Origin of the sequence: Nonomuraea coxensis DSM 45129 (assembly GCF_019397265.1) — a bacterium.
GTDB classification, from domain to species: domain Bacteria; phylum Actinomycetota; class Actinomycetes; order Streptosporangiales; family Streptosporangiaceae; genus Nonomuraea; species Nonomuraea coxensis.
This window is the reverse complement of sequence record NZ_CP068985.1, coordinates 5277355-5295473: the sequence shown is the minus strand read 5'-3', so window position 1 is coordinate 5295473 and position 18119 is coordinate 5277355. Positions and strand designations below refer to the sequence as shown.

At 74.8% G+C, this 18119-nt stretch carries 15 protein-coding genes; 6 read left to right on the top strand and 9 right to left on the bottom strand.

The window, feature by feature from the left end:
• The first annotated feature begins 26 nt into the window (after window positions 1-26).
• Window positions 27-1289, top strand: coding sequence for an acyltransferase family protein (locus Nocox_RS25025; RefSeq protein ID WP_246649531.1), 1263 nt, complete (start codon window positions 27-29; stop codon window positions 1287-1289).
• Here the strand turns inward: Nocox_RS25025 and Nocox_RS25020 are convergent.
• Entirely contained in the window at window positions 1239-1718 is a 480-nt protein-coding gene (locus Nocox_RS25020; RefSeq protein WP_157382813.1) for an NUDIX hydrolase, read from the bottom strand. The two genes, Nocox_RS25025 and Nocox_RS25020, sit on opposite strands and share 51 nt — an antisense overlap.
• A 133-nt stretch (window positions 1719-1851) precedes the next feature.
• Here Nocox_RS25020 and Nocox_RS25015 point away from each other — a divergent pair, with 133 nt between their 5' ends.
• Window positions 1852-3027: a hypothetical protein gene (locus tag Nocox_RS25015; protein ID WP_026213907.1), complete on the top strand. Its 1176-nt coding sequence runs from the start codon at window positions 1852-1854 to the stop codon at window positions 3025-3027.
• A gap of 65 nt (window positions 3028-3092) precedes the next feature.
• Here Nocox_RS25015 and Nocox_RS25010 read toward each other — a convergent pair whose 3' ends face one another.
• A complete protein-coding gene (locus Nocox_RS25010) occupies window positions 3093-4379 on the bottom strand; it encodes an ABC transporter ATP-binding protein (RefSeq protein WP_020541089.1) in 1287 nt (428 codons plus the stop codon).
• 300 nt (window positions 4380-4679) lie between these two features.
• On the opposite strand from Nocox_RS25010, the gene Nocox_RS25005 reads away from it, so the two are divergent.
• Together Nocox_RS25005 and Nocox_RS25000 are read left to right on the top strand one after the other, a co-directional pair.
• Window positions 4680-5705 carry a LacI family DNA-binding transcriptional regulator gene (locus Nocox_RS25005; RefSeq protein ID WP_020541090.1) on the top strand — a complete coding sequence of 342 codons (1026 nt, stop codon included), beginning with the start codon at window positions 4680-4682 and terminating at the stop codon, window positions 5703-5705.
• Window positions 5702-6646 (top strand): carbohydrate kinase family protein, encoded by a 945-nt coding sequence (locus Nocox_RS25000; protein WP_020541091.1) that lies wholly within the window; start codon window positions 5702-5704, stop codon window positions 6644-6646. The genes Nocox_RS25005 and Nocox_RS25000 overlap by 4 nt, the downstream gene beginning before the upstream one ends.
• Here the strand turns inward: Nocox_RS25000 and Nocox_RS24995 are convergent.
• Window positions 6589-7788, bottom strand: coding sequence for an MFS transporter (locus tag Nocox_RS24995; protein WP_020541092.1), 1200 nt, complete (start codon window positions 7786-7788; stop codon window positions 6589-6591). The genes Nocox_RS25000 and Nocox_RS24995 overlap by 58 nt on opposite strands.
• Window positions 7789-7935: 147 nt before the next feature.
• Between Nocox_RS24995 and Nocox_RS24990 the strand changes: the two genes are divergently transcribed.
• Window positions 7936-8850, top strand: coding sequence for a sugar kinase (locus Nocox_RS24990; protein WP_020541093.1), 915 nt, complete (start codon window positions 7936-7938; stop codon window positions 8848-8850).
• A gap of 31 nt (window positions 8851-8881) precedes the next feature.
• Entirely contained in the window at window positions 8882-9787 is a 906-nt protein-coding gene (locus Nocox_RS24985) for a D-isomer specific 2-hydroxyacid dehydrogenase family protein (RefSeq protein WP_020541094.1), read from the top strand.
• Window positions 9788-9818: 31 nt separating this feature from the next.
• On the opposite strand, the gene Nocox_RS24980 is transcribed toward Nocox_RS24985, so the two are convergent.
• The 6 genes from Nocox_RS24980 to Nocox_RS24955 all read right to left on the bottom strand — a co-directional run bounded on the left by Nocox_RS24980 (window position 9819) and on the right by Nocox_RS24955 (window position 18118).
• Complete coding sequence (locus Nocox_RS24980; protein WP_051112445.1) at window positions 9819-12101, bottom strand: serine/threonine-protein kinase; 2283 nt, start codon at window positions 12099-12101, stop codon at window positions 9819-9821.
• 133 nt (window positions 12102-12234) lie between these two features.
• Window positions 12235-13404, bottom strand: a complete 1170-nt coding sequence (locus Nocox_RS24975) for a cytochrome P450 (protein ID WP_020541095.1) — start codon at window positions 13402-13404, stop codon at window positions 12235-12237.
• 209 nt (window positions 13405-13613) lie between these two features.
• Window positions 13614-14429, bottom strand: coding sequence for an IclR family transcriptional regulator (locus tag Nocox_RS24970; protein ID WP_157382815.1), 816 nt, complete (start codon window positions 14427-14429; stop codon window positions 13614-13616).
• 100 nt (window positions 14430-14529) lie between these two features.
• On the bottom strand, window positions 14530-15303 hold the full coding sequence (locus Nocox_RS24965) for an XdhC family protein (protein WP_211212535.1): 774 nt from the start codon (window positions 15301-15303) through the stop codon (window positions 14530-14532).
• A complete protein-coding gene (locus tag Nocox_RS24960; RefSeq protein ID WP_020541099.1) occupies window positions 15300-17648 on the bottom strand; it encodes an aerobic carbon-monoxide dehydrogenase large subunit in 2349 nt (782 codons plus the stop codon). Before Nocox_RS24960 ends, Nocox_RS24965 begins: the two co-directional genes overlap by 4 nt.
• A complete protein-coding gene (locus Nocox_RS24955) occupies window positions 17645-18118 on the bottom strand; it encodes a (2Fe-2S)-binding protein (protein WP_020541100.1) in 474 nt (157 codons plus the stop codon). The genes Nocox_RS24960 and Nocox_RS24955 overlap by 4 nt, the downstream gene beginning before the upstream one ends.
• Window position 18119: the final 1 nt, after the last annotated feature.

Here is an 18119-nt window from a genome sequence, read left to right as displayed (position 1 = left end):
GCCGCCGTACGGGTAAGTTGGTGCGGGTGTCCGCAGCCACCGCTCCGCTCGTGCCCAGCGACCCCGGCGGCCAGGGCGGCCCGGCGGGCCCCGGCCCGTCCGGCACCGGCGCCCGGCTGGCCTGGCTCGACGCCCTGCGCGGCATCGGGGCGACGGCCGTGGTGGCCGAGCACCTGCTGCCGTGGTTCCTGCCGGGGCTGCGGCCCTACTGGTTCAGCCTCGGCGTCTACGGCATCCTGGTGTTCTTCCTGGTCAGCGGCTACATCATCCCGACGTCGCTGGAGCGCCACGGCGACGTGCGGGCCTTCTGGATCAGCCGGTTCTTCCGCCTCTACCCGCTCTACCTGGCCGTGACCGCGCTCGTGCTGGCCCTCTCCTGGTGGGTGCCGGTGCGCGCCGAGGTGCCGCGCGACGGGAGCGCGGTCGCGGCGCACGCCACGATGCTGCTCGACGTGGTCAGCGTCGGCGGCGTGGCCGACACCATGTGGACGTTGTCGTACGAGATGGTCTTCTACCTCGTGGTCACCGCGCTGTTCCTGGTCGGCGGTCACCGGGGGAGCGGGACGCTGGCGATGGTGTTCGCCGCCGGGGCCGTGGTCGTGGGCCTGGTGGCGGGCGGGGCCGTGTTCCGTGGCGTGTGGCCGGCGTACGTGACGGCGGTCGTGTTCGCGGCCGGGCTGGCGTGCGTGCTGTGGGGGCGGGCCCGCACGGCGGCGGCCTGCGTGCTGGGCGTGACCGCGCTGGCGGCCCTGGTGCTGAGCAGCCGCATCCCGTGGCTCGGCGTGGCGGTGGTGGCGGTCATGTTCGCGGGCACCGCGATCCGCCGCTGGGAGGAGGGCACGGGCCCGCTGTGGCCGGTGGCGGTGACGGCGGCGCTGGTCGTGCTGGCGCCGCTGCAGGCGATCGAGGCCGGCTGGTGGTGGGTGGAGGCCGACGTCTGGCTGACCACGATCGCGCTGGCGGGCGGCACGTTCGCGGGCGGGATGGCGCTGCGCGGGCGGCGGCTGCCCCGGGCGCTGGTCTGGCTGGGCCTGGTCAGCTACTCGCTCTACCTGGTCCATCATCCGCTGCTGAAGTACTTCACGGAGCTCTCGGGCGACCTGCGGCACGCCGAGCCGGCGTTCCAGGCGGCGATGGCGGTGCTCGCCCTCGCGCTGGTGCTGGGGGCGAGCGCCCTCGCCTACCGCTACGTCGAGCGGCCCGGCCAGGCGTGGGGCCGCCGGGTCGCGCGCGCCTTCTCAGGCGCCGGCCGCGGCGGGCTCCGGAGCGGCGGCGGGCGGGCCGGATAGGGCCGCTCCGAGGCGCGGGTGGCGGGCCAGCGCCCGGGCCACCACCGGATCCTCGGCGACGAGGAAGGCCAGGTGCCGCACGGCGTGCGCGACCACGTTGGCGAGCGTGACGTGATCCGGCGACGGCGTCGCGGGCCCGGCGCCCCTGGCGATCTCCAGGTCGGGCGCGTGCTCGGCGGGCAGCCAGGGGGCGGGGTCCGGGCACACGGCGTACGTGAGCACGACCCGGCCGTCCGGCTCGTAGCGCCAGCTCGTGGAGTGCAGCACCACGCCGGGGTCGTCGCCGCGCACCCCGGCCAGCCGCCGCGCGGCCTCGTCGGGGGTCTCGCCGGCGCGCGGGCTGGTCGTGGCGTGCCGGTACGACCAGCGATTGTCGGTGCCCACCCGTAGCATGAGCGTCTCAACAGAGACCACGTGTCCTGCCGTCATCGCCACCAACCTACTGCAATCCATGCGCAACTACGGGCACCACGCAATGTGCCCTTCGCTCTTGAACCGCGCGGCGAGCCCGGCTGTAGTCGAAGGGCGGGCGACAGAGAGGGGCATAACAACGATGCCAGGTGTGCTGGTGCTGATGGGGTCGGGCGAGACGAGCCCGACCATGGTCGAGGTCCACCGCGCCGCCACGCGCGAGCTGCGCCCGGGAGCGCGGGCGGTGCTGCTCGACACCCCCTACGCCTTCCAGGAGAACAGCGCGGACATCTCCGCCCGCGCCCGCCGCTACTTCGCCCACAGCGTGGGGCTGACGGTCGAGGTGGGCACCGGCATCGCGGGGGCCGACTGGGTGTTCTCGGGGCCGGGGAGCCCGACCTACGCGCTCGACCGGTGGGCCGAGTCCGGCGTGGCCGGCGACCTGCGGGCGCGGGTCCGCGCCCGGCAGGGGGTGACCGTGCTCGCCTCGGCGGCGGCCTGCACGGCCGGCCTGGCCACCGTCCCCGTCTACGAGATCTACAAGGTGGGCGCCGAGCCCCACTGGCGCGAGGGCATCGACCTGCTGGAGCCGCTCGGGCTGCGGGCCGTCCTCATCCCGCACTTCGACAACGCCGAGGGCGGCACCCACGACACCCGCTACTGCTACCTCGGCGAGCGGCGGCTGTCACGGATGGAGCGCGAGCTGCCGGAGGGCACCGCGGTGCTCGGCCTCGACGAGCACACCGCGCTCGTCATCGACCTGGAGAGCGAGAGCGTGCGCGTCGCCGGGCGGGGCGGGGTCACCGTGCGCCTGCCGGGGTCGGCGGCGGTGCTGCCGGCGGGCACCCGCACCGACCTCGCGGAGCTGCGCCGGCTGGCCTCCGGCGTGGGCGGCGCGCCCGTGCCGCCGGCTCCCGCGGAGCGGGCCGCCGCGCCCGCCGAGGTGACGCTGGAGGAGACGATCCGCGCCGGCGAGGCGCGCTTCCGCGCGGCGGAGGCGGAGGCCGACCTCGTGGCGGCCGCGCAGGCCGTCCTCGACCTGGAGGCCGAGATCGTCAAGTGGGCCGCCGACACCGAGGAGGACGCCGGCGGCGTCGAGCAGGCGCGCGAGCTGATGCGGCTGCTCATCGCCCGCCTCGGCGAGCTGGCCGCCGACTCCGGCCGCCGCTCGGCGAGCCTCGGCAGCCTGGTGGAGTCGCTGCTCGCGCTCCGCGCCGCGCTGCGCGGGCAGGGCCGCTACGACGTCGCCGACGCCCTGCGCGAGGCGATGCGCGCCGGCGGCGTCCAGATCGAGGACACCCCAGACGGCCCCCGCTGGAGCCCGTGACCCCGGCGGCATGCCGATCGAGGGCAACGGCCCCCCGCTGGGGCCGGGTCCGCGACCCGCCGGCGTCAGCGGCGGGGCGGGTCGATGCGGGCGCCGTCCGGCCGGAAGATCATGATGCGCGAGAGGTCCACCGCGACCTTGGCGGCGTCGCCCGCGCGCCAGACCGGGCGGTTGCCGAGCCGGACGATGAGGTCCGCGCGGCGGTGGATGCCGCTGCCCGCGCTGCCGACGCGCTCCTGCTCCTGGGGCTCCACCTCCTGGACAGGGGCGAACATGCGGCGCATCAGGCCCGACAGCCCGCCGGGGCCGCTCTTGGCGCCCTGGGCCCGCCGCCGGCTCGGGTCCGGCGGCTCGGGCACCGGGACGGCGGGCATGCCGCACTCCAGGTACGCCATCCACTCGTGCCCGTGATACTCCAGCGCCCGCACCCGCCCGAAGAACGACGGCCCCTCGTACGACTCCGGCACCGGCGCGAGCCCGTCGGGCCGCATGCCGACCAGGACGTGCCCGCCGGTGTGCTGCGAGATGGCGTACGCCCTGGGATCGCTCCAGGGCATCGTGAGCCGGTGCGGGCCGAAGTCGAGCAGCACGTACTGGTTCTGCGGCGTCCTGACCGTGGCCGCCAACAGGTTCAACTGCTGGGAGTTGAGGAAGGCGGCCACGAAGGCGGTCGCTGGATCGTTGTAAATCTGGGACGGCGTGCCGACGTCCTGGAGGACCCCGCGATTCAGGATCGCGATGCGGTCGGCCAGCGTCAGGGCCTCCACCTGGTCGTGGGTCACGTAGATCGTGGTGACGCCGAGCGACCTGACCAGCGCGGAGATCTCCATGCGCAGCTCGGTGCGCATGCCCGCGTCCAGGTTGGACAGCGGCTCGTCCATGAGGAACAGCTTCGGCTGCCGGACGATCGCCCGGCCCATCGCCACGCGCTGCCGCTGCCCGCCGGACAGGGTGCCGGGGCGGCGCTCCAGCGTCTCGTCGATGTGCAGCACCTTCGACAGCTCCGTCACGCGCTCGCGCACGAGAGCCGGGTCGGACTTCGCGATCTCCAAGGGGAAGGCGATGTTGCCGCGCACGGTACGGTGGGGGTAAAGGGCGCCGTTCTGGAAGACCATGGCCACGTCGCGGTCACGCGGCGGCAGATGGTTGGCGAGCTGGCCGTCCAGCCACAGCTCCCCTTCGGTGATGGCCTCCAGGCCGGCGATCATCCGTAACAACGTCGACTTGCCGCAGCCTGAGGGGCCCAGGAGGACGAGGAACTCGCCGTCTTCAGCCCGCAGGCTCAGCCGGTCGACGGCCAGGTAGTCGCCCGGATACACCTTGGTCACGTTGTCGAGAACGACCGAGCTCATGGGCCTGCACCTTGCGCGCGTGTCACCTGTGACAAGACGGATTGATGAGGTAGTACATCGCGCCTTAACGCTGGATGTCCACCCTTGACATAAAGAATCTCCGTCCGAGGCGTTTCGGCCCGGAGTTTTGGGCGTCCGAAGGCTGATATTTCCGGATTACCGATGCTTGCAAAAGGCTTGCGTAAAGTTACGGAAACGGCTTTCATGGTCGGGACGTCAGGTGGAGACGGGCTCGCGCCCGCTCTGGCTGTCCCCCGGAGCAGCGGATTCGGCGGCAGGGTGGAAAGTAAAGTAGCTCACATGAACGGTCGCCCTCGTCTCGCCGACATCGCCGCCCAGGCCGGGGTGAGCGAGGCCACCGTCAGCCGGGTGCTCAACGGCAAGCCAGGGGTCTCCTCGACCACCCGCCAGGCGGTCATGACCGCGCTCGACCTCATGGGCTACGAACGCCCGCCCCGCCTGCGCCAGCGCAGCAACGGGCTGGTCGGCCTGGTGACGCCCGAGCTGGACAACCCGATCTTCCCGGCGTTCGCGCAGGCCATCGAGAAGGCGCTGACCCAGCACGGCTACACGCCCGTGCTGTGCACCCAGCTCCCCGGCGGCGCGCCCGAGGACGAGTTCACCGAGCTGCTGGTCGACCGCGGGGTGAGCGGCATCGTGTTCGTCTCCGGGCTGCACGCCGACACCACCGCGAGGATGGACCGCTACACCCGCCTCACCGATCGCGGCCTGCCGATCGTGCTGGTCGACGGCTACAGCGAGCGCATCGACGCGCCCTTCATCTCGCCCGACGACCGCATGGCGGCCCGGCTGTCCGTGCAGCACCTGGTCGACCTCGGGCACGAGCGCATCGGGCTGGCGCTCGGCCCGCGCAGGTTCGTCCCGGTGATCAGGAAGATCGAGGGATACAAGCAGACGATGGCGCAGCTCCTCGGCGCGACCGACGTCGACGACCTGATCGCGCACTCGCTGTTCTCGGTGGAGGGCGGCCAGGCGGCGGCCGCGCAGCTGCTGGCGCGCGGCTGCACCGGCATCGTGTGCGCCAGCGACCTCATGGCGCTCGGCGCGATCCGCGCGTGCAGGGAGAAGGGGCTCGCGGTGCCCGGCGAGGTGTCGGTGGTCGGGTTCGACGACTCGCCGCTCATCGCGTTCACCGACCCGCCGCTGACGACGGTGCGCAAGCCGATAGGCGCGATGGCCTCGGCGGCGGTGCAGACGCTGCTGGAGGAGGTCAACGGCGCGCCCGCCAGGCACGTCGAGCTGATCTTCCAGCCCGAGCTCGTGGTCCGCGGCTCCACCGGCTCAGGCCCGCTGGTCAACCGGTGACCCGCGACGTCCTCGTCCTCGGCGGCGCCGGCGTCGACACCACCGTCTACGTCCCGGAGCTGCCGCTGCCCTACCGCGACTCCTACCAGGTGCCGCCGGTCGTCGACCGCATCGGCAACACCGGGGCGGGCGTGGCGCTCGGCTGCCACGCCCTCGGCCTCGACGTCGCCTTCGCCGACCTGATCGGCGACGACCCGCAGGGGGCGCTGGTCCGGCACGCGCTGCGCGGCCTCGCCTGCTCCTACGGCCGGGCCGAGGCCGGCACCCGCAGGAGCGTGCTGCTCGTCGGTCCCGACGGCCGGCGCACCTCCTTCTTCGACGCCAAGGCCACGCCGGGGGAGCGGCTGCCGAAGGAGACCTACGCCGGCGTCCGCGCCCGCCACGTGCACGTCTCCCTCACCGACTTCTGCCGCCACCTCTACGACGACCTCGACGGCGTGCCGATCTCCACCGACCTGCACGACTGGAACGGCGCCGACGACTACCACAAGGACTTCGCCCACCGCTCCGACCTGGTGTTCCTGTCGGCCGTGGCGCTGCCCGACCCGGCCGCGGCGATGCGCGGCATCCTCGCCGGGGGCCGCGCCCGCACCGTGGTCTGCACCCGCGGCGCGGACGGCTGTCTCGTGCTGACCCGCGACTCCGGCGAGGTGCGGGACTTCCCCGCGCAGCCGCTGCCGGGGCCGGTCGCCGACAGCAACGGCGCGGGCGACGCGTTCGTCTCCGGCTTCCTGTACGGCACGCTGCGCGGCCGGCCGCTGGAGGAGTGCGTCCGGCTCGGGGCCGTCGCGGGGGCCCACGCGTGCACCGTGCCCGGCACCCACGAGTCGCCGATCACCGAGAAACTGCTGCTGCGGCGGGCGGCGACCGGCCCGCGCCCGGGTCAGCCGAGCTCGCGCCAGGCCCTGCCGACGAACGGCGGCAGCGAGACCAGCACATAGACGCAGGTGAAGGCGAGCAGGGCGGCACGGAGCCCGGCCAGCTCCGTCAGCGCCCCGGCCAGCAGCCCGCCCACCGGCATGGCCGCGTACGCGGCGGCCGCCATCGCCCCGATGACCCGGGCCCGCAGCACCTGCGGGATCCGGTCGTACTGCAGCACGCCCAGGATCGGGTTGATCGCGCCCGCGGCGAAGCCCGAGGCCAGCGCCACCCCGACGGCCACCGGCAGCGGCACGTCCAGGGCCAGCACCAGCACCCGTGGCACCCCGGCCAGCAGGAACGCCACCCCGTACGTCAGCCTGCGGGGCAGCCGGCCGCCGGCGGCGGCGTAGGCGACGGTCCCGGCCAGCGCGCCCGCCGCCACCGACCCCGCCAGCAGGCCGAACGCGCGCGGGTCGCCCGCCACGTCCCTGGCGTACAGGGCCAGCAGCACCTGCGTGACGCCCGTGTCCAGCATGTTCACCACCACGAGCATCCCGGTGGCGCTGAGCTGCAGCCGGTCACGCCACAGGAAGGCGAACCCGGTCCGCAGCCCCCGCAGATAGCCGTCACCGCCGCCGGGCCGCGCGGCGTCGCCGGGATCCGGCCGCGGCAGCGTGCCCACCAGGGCCGCCGACAGCAGGAACGTGACGCCGTCCACGACGAGCAGCGCGTGCGTGCCGAGCCAGACGATCAGCACCCCGGCCAGCGGGGCGCCGACCATCGCGGCCCCGCGGTAGACCCCGTCGTAGGCCGCCGCCGCCCGCTCGATCGGCACCCGCCCGAGCGCCGCCAGCTCCGGCAGCATCGCCTTGCGCGCCGTCTCGCCGGGCGTGGCCGTGAGCCAGCGCAGGAACAGCAGCGCCAGCAGCAGCGGGTACGACAGCCCCGAGCCCTGCGCCAGCAGCGGCACGGCCAGCACGACGAGCCCGCTCATCAGGTCCGACGCCATGCTCGCCCGGTGGAAGCCCAGCCGGTCCACCAGCGTCCCGCCGAACGCCGCCGCGACGACCACGGGCAGCGTCGTCGCGAACGCCGCCAGGCCGGTGAGCGCCGCGCTGCCCGTGGTCTCCAGCACGAACCATGGCACGGCGAGGACGCACAGCATGGTGCCGGTGACGGAGAGGGCGTTGGCGGCCAGCAGGATGATGAATGGACGCCTCACACGCTCCAGCCCCGTTCCCGAACCGAAAGTTGCTCAGGGTAGACGGGTGACGGACGCATCTGGATGACACCCTTGCCCGATTGGCGAAGGCGATCTCGCACTACGATGGGGACGCATGATCCACCGGTCACCCGAGAAGGCCCAGCCGTGAGCGTCGTGGTCTGCGGCGAGGCGATGCTGCTCATGCTGGCCGAGCCCGGCGTCCCCCTGGAGCGCGCCACCTCCTTCCGCCGCTCGATCGCCGGCGCCGAGTCCAACGTCGCCGCCGGCCTGGCCCGGCTCGGCCACGAGGCCCGCTGGCTCGGCCGGGTCGGCGCCGACCCGGCCGGCAGGTCGGTGCTGGCCATGCTGCGCGCCGAGGGCATCGACACCCGACATGTCGTCGTCGACCCGCACGCCCCCACCGGGCTGCTGCTGCGCGACAGCCATCCGGCGAGGGCCATCGACGTCCACTACTACCGCGCCGGCTCGGCCGCCTCCCGCCTCGCACCCGGCGAGCTGACGCCCGAGATGGTGAGCGGCGCCCGGCTCGTCCACGTCACCGGCATCACGCCCATGTTGTCCGGCTCGGCGCACCTGGCCACGCTCCGCCTGCTCGACCTGGCCCGCGAGGCGGGCGCGACGGTCTCCTTCGACCCCAACGTCCGCCTCAAGCTCGGCCCGCCCGAGCTGTGGCGCGAGCGCGTCGCGCCCCTCATGGCCCGCGCCGACGTGGTGTTCGCCGGCGAGGACGAGCTGGAGCTGCTCGGCGTGGACCCCGCAGGGCTGCCGGGGCTGGCCGTGGTCAAGCACCGCGACAAGTCGGCGAGCTGCGCGGGAGTGCGGCAGGAGGCGTTCCCGGTGCCCGTGACCGATCCGGTGGGGGCCGGGGACGCGTTCGCGGCCGGGTTCCTGTCGGGGCTGCTGCGCGGAGAGCCCCACGAGGTCTGCCTGCGCGAGGCGGCGGCCGTGGCGGCACTGGTCGTGCAGTGCGCGGACGACACCTCCGGGCTGCCCGACCGGGACGGCCTGGACCGGGCGCTGGCCGCGTTCGCCTCCTCGGGCGAGACCGTCCACCGCTGAGCCCGTCCACGTACGACCAGGAGGAATTCCGATGACCGTCGCCGTCCACGTCGGCCCCGAGCCCGTGCCCGCCCTCGTCGAGGCCGTCCGCCGCGGCGGCGGGCGGGTCGTGCCGCTGGAGGAGGCCGAGGCGCTCGTCTACTACGGCAGCGGCGACCCCGGCGAGCTGCGCCGCATGATCGGCGAGCGGATCCGGTGGGTGCAACTGCCGAACGCGGGCGTCGAGCGCATGGCCGCCGCCGGCGTGATCACCGACGAGCCGGTCTTCACCGCCGCCACGGGCTCGTACGGCCCGCAGGTCGCCGAGCACGCCCTCGCGCTCATGCTGGCCGCCGCCCGCGAGCTGCACCGGTACGCCAGGGCCACGACCTGGAGCCCGGACGGTTCGGCGCTGTTCGCCGGCTCGACCGTCGCCGTCGTCGGTCACGGCGGCATCGGTCGGGCGCTCACGCGGCTGCTGGAACCGTTCGGCTGCCCGGTGATCGCCGTCACCGACCGCGGCGACGCGCCCGGCGCGGCCCGGATCCTGCCCCGCGACCGCTTCCGCGAGGCGCTGCCCGAGGCCGACTACGTCGTGGTCGCCGCGCCGCTCACGCCCCGCACCCGCGGCATGTTCGGGGCGCGCGAGTTCGCGCTCATGCGCCCCGGCGCCTGGCTGGTGAACGTCGCCCGCGGCGCCCTCGTCGTCACCGACGACCTGGTGGCCGCGCTCCGCGAGGGCCGCATCGGCGGGGCCGCCCTCGACGTCACCGACCCCGAGCCGCTGCCCGACGGGCACCCGCTCTGGACGATGGACAACGTCCTCATCACGCCGCACAGCGCGAACCCGCGCGCCGCCTACTGGCGCACCCTGGCCGAGCGGGTCGAGGACAACGTACGCCGCTTCGCCGAAGGCGCCCCCCTGGAAGGCCGGGTCTCCCCGTCGGAGGGCTTCTGACGGTTCCGGCGGCGGCCCCGGGCCCGGCGGCTCAGACGAACGTGATGCGCGCGCCGGAGCTGAGGCCCGAGTCGTGCGCCTCCAGGCCGACGGGCTTGCTCTTCCTCGGCAGGTCGAACACCAGCGTCCCGGTGAACGCCCCGCCCGACTCGATCCGGATCGGGGTGATCTCCCTGCCGGCGGCGTCGAGCAGCTTGACCCCGCCGTGCACGGCGTCGTCCGCGCCGACCAGCTTCTGCTGGCCCGGATAGAGCACGCGGGCGTCGGGCCCCACGTTGTCCACCTGGACGCCGACCCGGCAGGTGCGCCTCGTGGCCGCCTTCGCCGGCTTCGGGCACGTCGTGCCGGTCACGGCGAACCTCAGCTTGCCGTCCTGCACCTGACCGTCGGCGCCCGCCTCCGGGCCGCGGAACAGCCACGCGAGAGCGGCCAGGACCAGCACCAGCAGGACGGCCGCCACCACCAGCGCGGTCAGGCAGCCGGTGGCGACGCTCCGCTTCCTGCGCGGCTGCGGGTACCCCGGCAACGGCCCCTGCCCGGTGGTCGCGTGATGCGGGAGCGGCCCCTGGCCGGCGCGCGGATGACGGGGGAGCGGCATCTGCCCGGTCTGATGCGGCGGCACCATCCCCCCGGGCACCGGCCCCGTCCGGTCCACCCGCGGCATGGGCCCCGTGTGCTCCACGTGCGGCACCGGCCCCGTACGGTCGGCGCGCGGCCCCTGCCCACCGCGCTCCCCGTACGTCACCGGCCCGGTGCGCTCCACGTGCGGTACGGGCCCCGTGCGGTCGGGGTGCGGCACCTGCCCGGTGCGGTCGGGGTGCGGCGGAGCGCCGGCGCGGCCCGGCGCCGGCGGCCTCGGGCCCCGCCGTCCGCCCTGCCCCTGCCCGGAGGCATGCGGCGGTGGCGCCATGCCGGGCACCGGCCCGCTCCGCTCGGCGGGCGGCACCGGCGGCACGGACACGCCAGGGTGCGCGGAGACCTCCGGACGCGGGGAGGCCCCGGGATGCGAGCTGGCCCCGGGATGCGGGGAGGACGCGGGATGCTGGGAGGACGCGGGCGGCGCGGACACGCCGTGCGGCACGGGCCCGTCCGAGTGCGGCAAACCCCCCGGCGGCATGTGCTGCGCCGGGGACCCCTGCTGCGGGATCTGAGAGGGCGGGGTGCCCTGGGGAGGGACGTGGGGGCCTCGGGCGCTTCCGGGGGTGGGGCCGGTGCGTTCGGCGGGTGGCGGCTGCATGCCGGGGGCCGGGCCGGTGCGTTCCGCGAGCGGGACCCCGTACGGCCCCGGGCCGGTGCGCTCGGCCGGCGGCACAGCGCCGGGCCCCTGCCCGCCAGGTGCCTGCCCGCCAGGTGCGGCGGCGCCGGGTCCCGGGACGCCGGGTCCGTGCGGGGCGGGTCCGTGGGGGCCGGGCGCCTGGGTGAGGGGGGCGAACTCGGAGGCGTTCCAGGTGTTCGTCAGGTGCTTGGTGGCCGCGAGCTGGGCGGCGGGCTCGTCGGAGGCGCCCACCAGCTCCAGCAGCAGTTGCCGCGCCGTCGGCCGCCGCGACGGGTCGGGGTGGATGGCCGCCGCCACCAGCCGGTCGAGCGGCGCGGGCAGGCCCCGCAGGTCGGGCGGCGCCGTACGGGCCCGCGCCGCCATGACGTAGGCGTCCCCCTCGCCGAACGGATGCCCGCCGAGCCCCGCGTACGCGATCAGCGACCCCCACGCGAACACGTCGCCCGCCGGGCTGGTGCGCCCCTCGAAGACCTGCTCGGGAGCGATCCAGCCGGGCGTGCCCATGACCATGCCGGCGTTGGTGTGCCGGGCGTTGACGTGCGTCGAGCGGGCCAGCCCGAAGTCGATGACCCGCGGCCCGGCCAGCGTCAGCATGACGTTGGCCGGCTTGAGGTCGCGGTGGACGAGCCCGGCGGCGTGGATGGCGGTCAGCGCGGCGGCGACGCCGACGGCGGCGGAGTGCAGCACCGACGGCGACAGCGCGCCGTGCTCGATGAGGTGGTCCTCCAGCGAGATGCCGTCGATGTACTCGGTGACGAGGTAGAGCACGCCGCGGTCCTCGCCGTGGTCGAGCACCCGCGCCGTGCAGAACGAGGCGACCTTGCGCGCGTTGGACACCTCTTCGTGGAAGCGCGCCCGGTAGACCGGGTCGGCGGTGTAGTCGCGCCTGATGGCCTTGAGCGCCACCCGGGAGCCGTCGGCGGCCTTGGCGAGGTAGACGACCCCCATGCCGCCGGAGCCGAGACGGCTGACCAGCTCGTAGGACCCGATCGCCGGCGGGTCTTCCGGCTTCAGCGGAGTGCCTGCGGAGCGCCCCAAAGTCGCCGTCCTCTCGCCGTCGTCATCCCGTCCCCAACCGCACCGAACCTCCGCCCGGCATGCCGTTTCGTACCCCAGACTCTAACGGAGGAAGGAGCCCTCCGTAGGCCACTGGCGCTGAGCAGGCATGGCCTCAGGAACGGCCGGGCTTGCGGCGGGTCTGGCGCATCCGGACGCGCAGCCGGGCGGGGTTGACGGCGTTGGGGATCGGGCGGTGCGGGGACAACAGCCGCCCGATCGGCTTGGGTTTGGCCTCCCGCAGCACGGCGGCCAGGAACGCGGTTCCGACGGCGAGCGTGAGGTGCACGGCGTCGCAGCCGGGACGGGCCCACCACTCGTCGGCGGCGGTGCCGTTCAGCCAGATCTCCGGCGCGAAGGAGTCGGCGTACGGCAGCCGCGCGCTGCGCTGGTGCACCGCCAGGGGGACGAGGACGGGGGTGCCCGCGGGCAGGGTGGCGCCGTACCAGTGGGTCTCGGCGGCGGTGACCCGGGACAGCGCGGGCACCGGCGGCCACAGCCGCAGCGCCTCGCGCAGGCAGGCCCGCAGGTGCTCGGGGTCGGCGCGGGCCGCCTTGCGGTGCGCCGGGTGCGTGGACAGCAGCGCGAGCGTCTGCATGAGCGCGGCCGAGACGACGCCGAGCCCCATCAGCCAGTACGCGGCCTGCATGAGCCCGCGCGACTCGGCCTCGCCGTGGGTCTCGGCGATCAGCCCGGCGAGGCTCCCGGGCTCGGCCCGCCGCAGGTGGTCGAGGATGCGGGCGTCGTAGCGGCCGGACAGCAGCTCCCGCCGCCGCCTGGCGCGCCGCCGGCCGGCCCGCGCGAGGCCGGTCAGCAGCCGGGTCAGCTCCTCGTCGCCGGCCGCGCCGTCGCCGTAGACGCAGCGGCGGGCGACACGCTGCCAGCGCGCGTCGAGCCGGGCGAAGTCCACGACGCCGCTGGTCAGCTCGGCGGCCTCGGCGCGGGCGATCTCGATGAACGCCGGGCGCAGCACGTCGGCCGGCAGCCCGAAGGGCCGCTCCTCCATGCACGCCTCAAGGCCCGCCTCCATGCCGGCGACGTAGACGTCGCGCTCCTCGGTCAGGACGCGCAGGGCGTCGCGCCGGGACAGCACCAGCAGGGCGGGGCCGCGCCGGCCGCGGACGAGCACGGGACGGCCTCCGTAGCGGGACTCCAGGCCGGCCAGCAGGGGACGGCCCCGGAGCAGGTCGCGTCCGGGGAGCGTGTGCGGCGCCCACGGAGGGACGAGCGCGGCCGAGAGCCGCAGGCTCTGCAGCGCGCCCGCCCTGGGCAGCCCCCTAGGCACGCGCGACCTCCCGCCAGATGGAACGTTCCATCGGCGCCCGCGGGTCCGGGGCCGTGCGGGCCCGTGCCCAGCGGACCGCGGACGCCTCCGGGACGGCCGGAGCGGGAAGCAGGTCCATGCAGCTCATGTGATCGCGCGCCCGGCCCGCCCGCAACGCGAGGTCTCGGTCAGTGGAACGCTTCCGGCCGCGACGCCCTCCGGCGTTCCGGTCATCGGGACGGCTGCTCGCCGAGCAGCGCCGCCGAGATCGCCTGAGCCGCCCCGCGCACCGCGATCGCGAGCCGCCCCAGCGGCGCGCCGTACGCGGGGGCGGCCACGCCCACGGCCATGCGGACCCGCCCGCCCGGCGCCCCGAACTCCGGCCCGAACACCGGCGCCGCCACGCACGACACGCCGTCGGCGAACTCCTCCCGCGCGTACGCCACCCCGTGCCGCCGCACCTGGGCCAGCTCCCGCTCCAGCCCCGCCAGCGTGGTGATCGTGCGGCCGGTCAGCCGCTCGAACGCGCCGCGCGCCAGGAACTCCTGCCGCAGCCCGGCGTCGAAGGCCAGCAGCGCCTTGCCGGTGGCCGTGCAGTGCAGCGGCGCGCGGTCGGTGGCGTCGGAGGGCGAGGCGACCCGGTCGTGGCCGTACAGCCGCTCCACGTAGCGGGCCTCCAGGCCGGAAGGCACCGCCAGGTTCACCGTCTGCCGGGTGGTCTCGTACAGGTAGAGCAGGTACGGAAGCACCGCCCGCCGCGCGCCGGGACCGCGCTCGGGCCCGCCCGCGAGCACCTCCAGCAGGTCGCCAGGCAGGTAGCCGGTGCCCGCCCGCCTGGCCAGCCCCCGCCCGCACAGCACGCCGAGGATGCGGTGGGCGGTGGACTTGGGCAGCCCGGTGCTGCGGCAGAGCTGCGCGAGGCTGACCGGCCGCGGCGCCCCGCTCAGCGCGAGGAGGATGTCAATCCCCCTCTCCAGGCTCCCCGGCTGCGACACCGGGCGGTCATCGATGAGCGGTGGCTCCTGGCCGGCCGTTTGCGTGAGCATGAACTTCCCTTCGCTCTCCGCGAGCAAGAGGGGGCTTCCCCGAGACTGCGGCTTGACGCTCCTTGGCCTACCCCGGCGGCCGCGTCCCCAAAAACCCAGGTCAGCGTAATTTGATGAGCTCGGCGTAGACCGAGACGGCCACCTCCCCGGGCGTTCTGGCCCCGATGTCCAGACCCGCCGGGACCCGTACGCGCTCGCCGCCCTCCACCCGCGCGAGGACGGCCGCGCCGCGCGCGCGGCTGGCGATCAGCGCCACGTACGGGACGTCCTGGGCCAGCGCCGCCCGCAGCACGGGCTCCTCGCCGACGCCGTGGCTGGCCACGAGCACGGCGGCGGCGCCGGCGGCGACCGGCGCCCCAGGACCGCCGCCCGCCTCCACCTGGTAGCCCATGGCCCGGCCGACGGCGGCGAGGGCGCGCGCGATGGGGCTGTCGCCGTGCACCTGGACGAGCACGGGGGGCAGCACCGCCTCCAGGAAGATCTCCAGCGTGCCGCCGGACAGGCACGGCTGGCCCACCGCGACCAGCCCCTCCTCCTCGTGCGGCTCCTCCGCCTCGGGCGTGATGCGCAGCAGCGTGGCCCGGCCGGTGCTCAGCAGGCGCAGGCCCTGGGCGCGGACGGTGTCCGTGGCGCACACCCCGCCCACGAACCCCTCGATCGTGCCGTCCGGGAGCACCAGCGCCCGGTCGCCCGCCTTGGCGCTGGTCGGCCGCTGGGCCCGCACGACGGTCGCCAGCACGTACGGCTCCCGCCCCGACCGCAGCTCCGCCGCCCGCGCCTGCACGTCAGCGCCGGACGCCCCGGACACCACCGGGGCCGGAACAGGGGCCGGCGCCCGCCTCCTGGGCGCCGGCATGCCGAGGAACTCGCTCACGGGATCGCCAGGTCGGTGCGGAACGGCCGCCCCTGGACCACCCGCCACACGTTCGCCGGGGTGAGCGGCATGTCCGCGTGCCTGATCCCGTACGGGCCGAGCGCGTCCACCACGGCGTTGACCACGGCCGGCGGCGACCCGACGGTGGCCGACTCGCCGACGCCCTTGGCCCCGATGGGATGCGCCGGCGACGGCGTCACGGTCTCGCCCAGCTCCCACGACGGGCACTCCACCGCCGTCGGCAGCAAATAGTCCATGAACGACGCCCCCAGGTGGTTGCCGTCCTCGTCGAAGGCCATCACCTGCATGAGCGCCATGCCCACCCCGTCGGCGAGCCCGCCGTGGATCTGCCCCTCGACGATCATCGGGTTGATGCGCACCCCGCAGTCGTCCACCGCGACGAACCGGCGCACCTTGACCTGCCCGGTCCCCGGGTCGACGTCCACCACACAGATGTAGGCGCCGAACGGGTAGGTCAGGTTGGGCGGGTTGTAGACGATCGCCGCGTCGAGGTGGCCCTCGACGCCCTCGGGCAGCTCCAGGTCACTGTGCGCGGCCAGCGCGAGCTCCGCCAGCGACTTGCCCGTGGACGGGTCGCCGACCACCGACCAGCGGCCGCCGGCCCACTCCAGGTCGTCGGGGGACGCCTCCAGCATGGCCGCCGCCACGATCTTGGCCCGGTCGCGCACCTTCCGCGCCACCAGCGCCGTCGCCGCGCCGGAGACGGGGGTGGAACGGGAGCCGTACGTGCCGAGGCCGAACGGCGTCTGATCGGTGTCGCCGTGCACCACCTCGACGTCGTCGGCCGGGATGCCCAGCTCCTGCCCGACGATCTGGGCGAACGTCGTCTCGTGCCCCTGGCCCTGGCTCTGGCACGACACCCGCAGCACCGCCTTGCCCGTGGGGTGCACGCGCAGCTCGGCGCCGTCGGCCATGCCGAGGCCCAGGATGTCCATGTGCTTGCGCGGGCCCGCGCCGACGGCCTCGGTGAAGAAGCTGATCCCGATGCCCATCAGCTCGCCCCTGGCCCGCCGGTCGGCCTGCTCGGCGCGGAGCTCGTCGTAGCCGGCCAGGTCCAGGGCCAGGCGCAGCGCCTTCGGGTAGTCGCCGGAGTCGTACTCCCAGCCCGTGGGGGACACGTACGGGAACTGCTCGGGCCTCAGCAGGTTGCGCATGCGCAGCTCGGCCGGGTCCAGGCCGAGCTCGGCGGCGAGCATGTCGACCAGGCGCTCGACCAGGTAGACGGCCTCGGTGACGCGGAAGGAGCAGGCGTAGGCGACGCCGCCGGGCGCCTTGTTGGTGTAGACGCCGGTGACCTCGCAGTGGGCGGCCTCGACGTCGTAGGAGCCGGAGAAGACGTGGAAGAACCCGGCGGGGAACTTCGTGGGCTGCGCGGTGCCGTTGAAGGCCCCGTGGTCGGCCAGCACCTTGACGCGGATCGCCTGGATCCGCCCGTCGCGGGTGGCGGCGATCTCGCCGCGCATGTGGTAGTCGCGGGCGAAGGCCGTGCTCATGAGGTTCTCGGAGCGGTCCTCCATCCACTTGACCGGGCGGCCGGTGACGATGGAGCCGACGATCGCGCACACGTAGCCCGGGTAGATGCCGACCTTGCCGCCGAAGCCGCCGCCGATGTCCGGAGAGATCACCCGGATCTTGTGCTCGGGCAGCCCGGCCACCATCGCGTACAGCGTGCGGTGGGCGTGCGGGGCCTGCGTCGGGCACCAGACGGTGAGCTTGCCGGTGACCTTGTCGAAGTCGGCGACCGCGCCGCAGGTCTCCAGCGGCGCCGGGTGCACGCGCGGATAGATCATGTCCTGCGCGACCGTCACCTCGGCCTGCTCGAACAGGGCGTCGGTGCGGGCGCGGTCGCCGGCCTCCCAGTCGAAGATGTGGTTGCCGGTGCGGCCCTCCAGGTCGTCCCTGATGACGGGGGCGCCGGGGTCGAGGGCGCGGCGGGCGTCCACGACCGCGTCGAGGGGGTCGTACTCGACGTCGATCAGCTCCAGCGCGTCCCGGGCCGAGTACGGGTCTTCGGCCACCACGAACGCCACCTCCTGACCCTGGAAGCGCACCTTGTCGGTGGCGAGCACCGCCTGGGTGTCCCGGGACAGGGTCGGCATCCAGGCCAGGCCCAGGCCCTCCAGGGTGCGGCCGGTGATCACGGCCTTGACCTTCGGGTGCGCCTCGGCGGCGCTCGCGTCCACGGAGACGATCCGCGCGTGCGCGTGGGGGCTGCGCAGGACGGCCCCGTACAGCATGCCGGGCAGCCGCACGTCGTCGGTGTAGGTGCCGCGCCCGCGGATGAACCTGGCGTCCTCCTTGCGGTGCATCCGCCCGAAGCTCATGACCGCGCCTCCTGTTCGGACGCCGCCGCCCACCTGATCGAGCGGACGATGTTCTCGTAGCCGGTGCACCGGCAGAGCTGGCCCGAGATGGCCTCCCTGATGCGGGTCTCGTCGGGGTCGGGATCGCGGTCCAGCAGCCAGCGGGCCGTCAGCAGCATCCCCGGCGTGCAGAACCCGCACTGCAGCCCGTGGCACTCCACGAACCCCTTCTGCACCGTGTCCAGCTCGCCGTCGCGCTCCAGCCCCTCGACCGTGGTCACCTCGTGGCCGTCGGCCATGACCGCGAGCACCGTGCACGACTTGACCGGGACGCCGTCGAGCCGCACCGTGCACACGCCGCAGTTGGAGGTGTCGCAGCCCCAGTGGGTGCCGGTCAGGCCCAGCTCGTCGCGCAGGAAGTGCACGAGCAGCAGCCGGGGCTCGACCTCTCTGGTGTGCGGTTGCCCGTTCACCGTGACCGTGACGCGCATG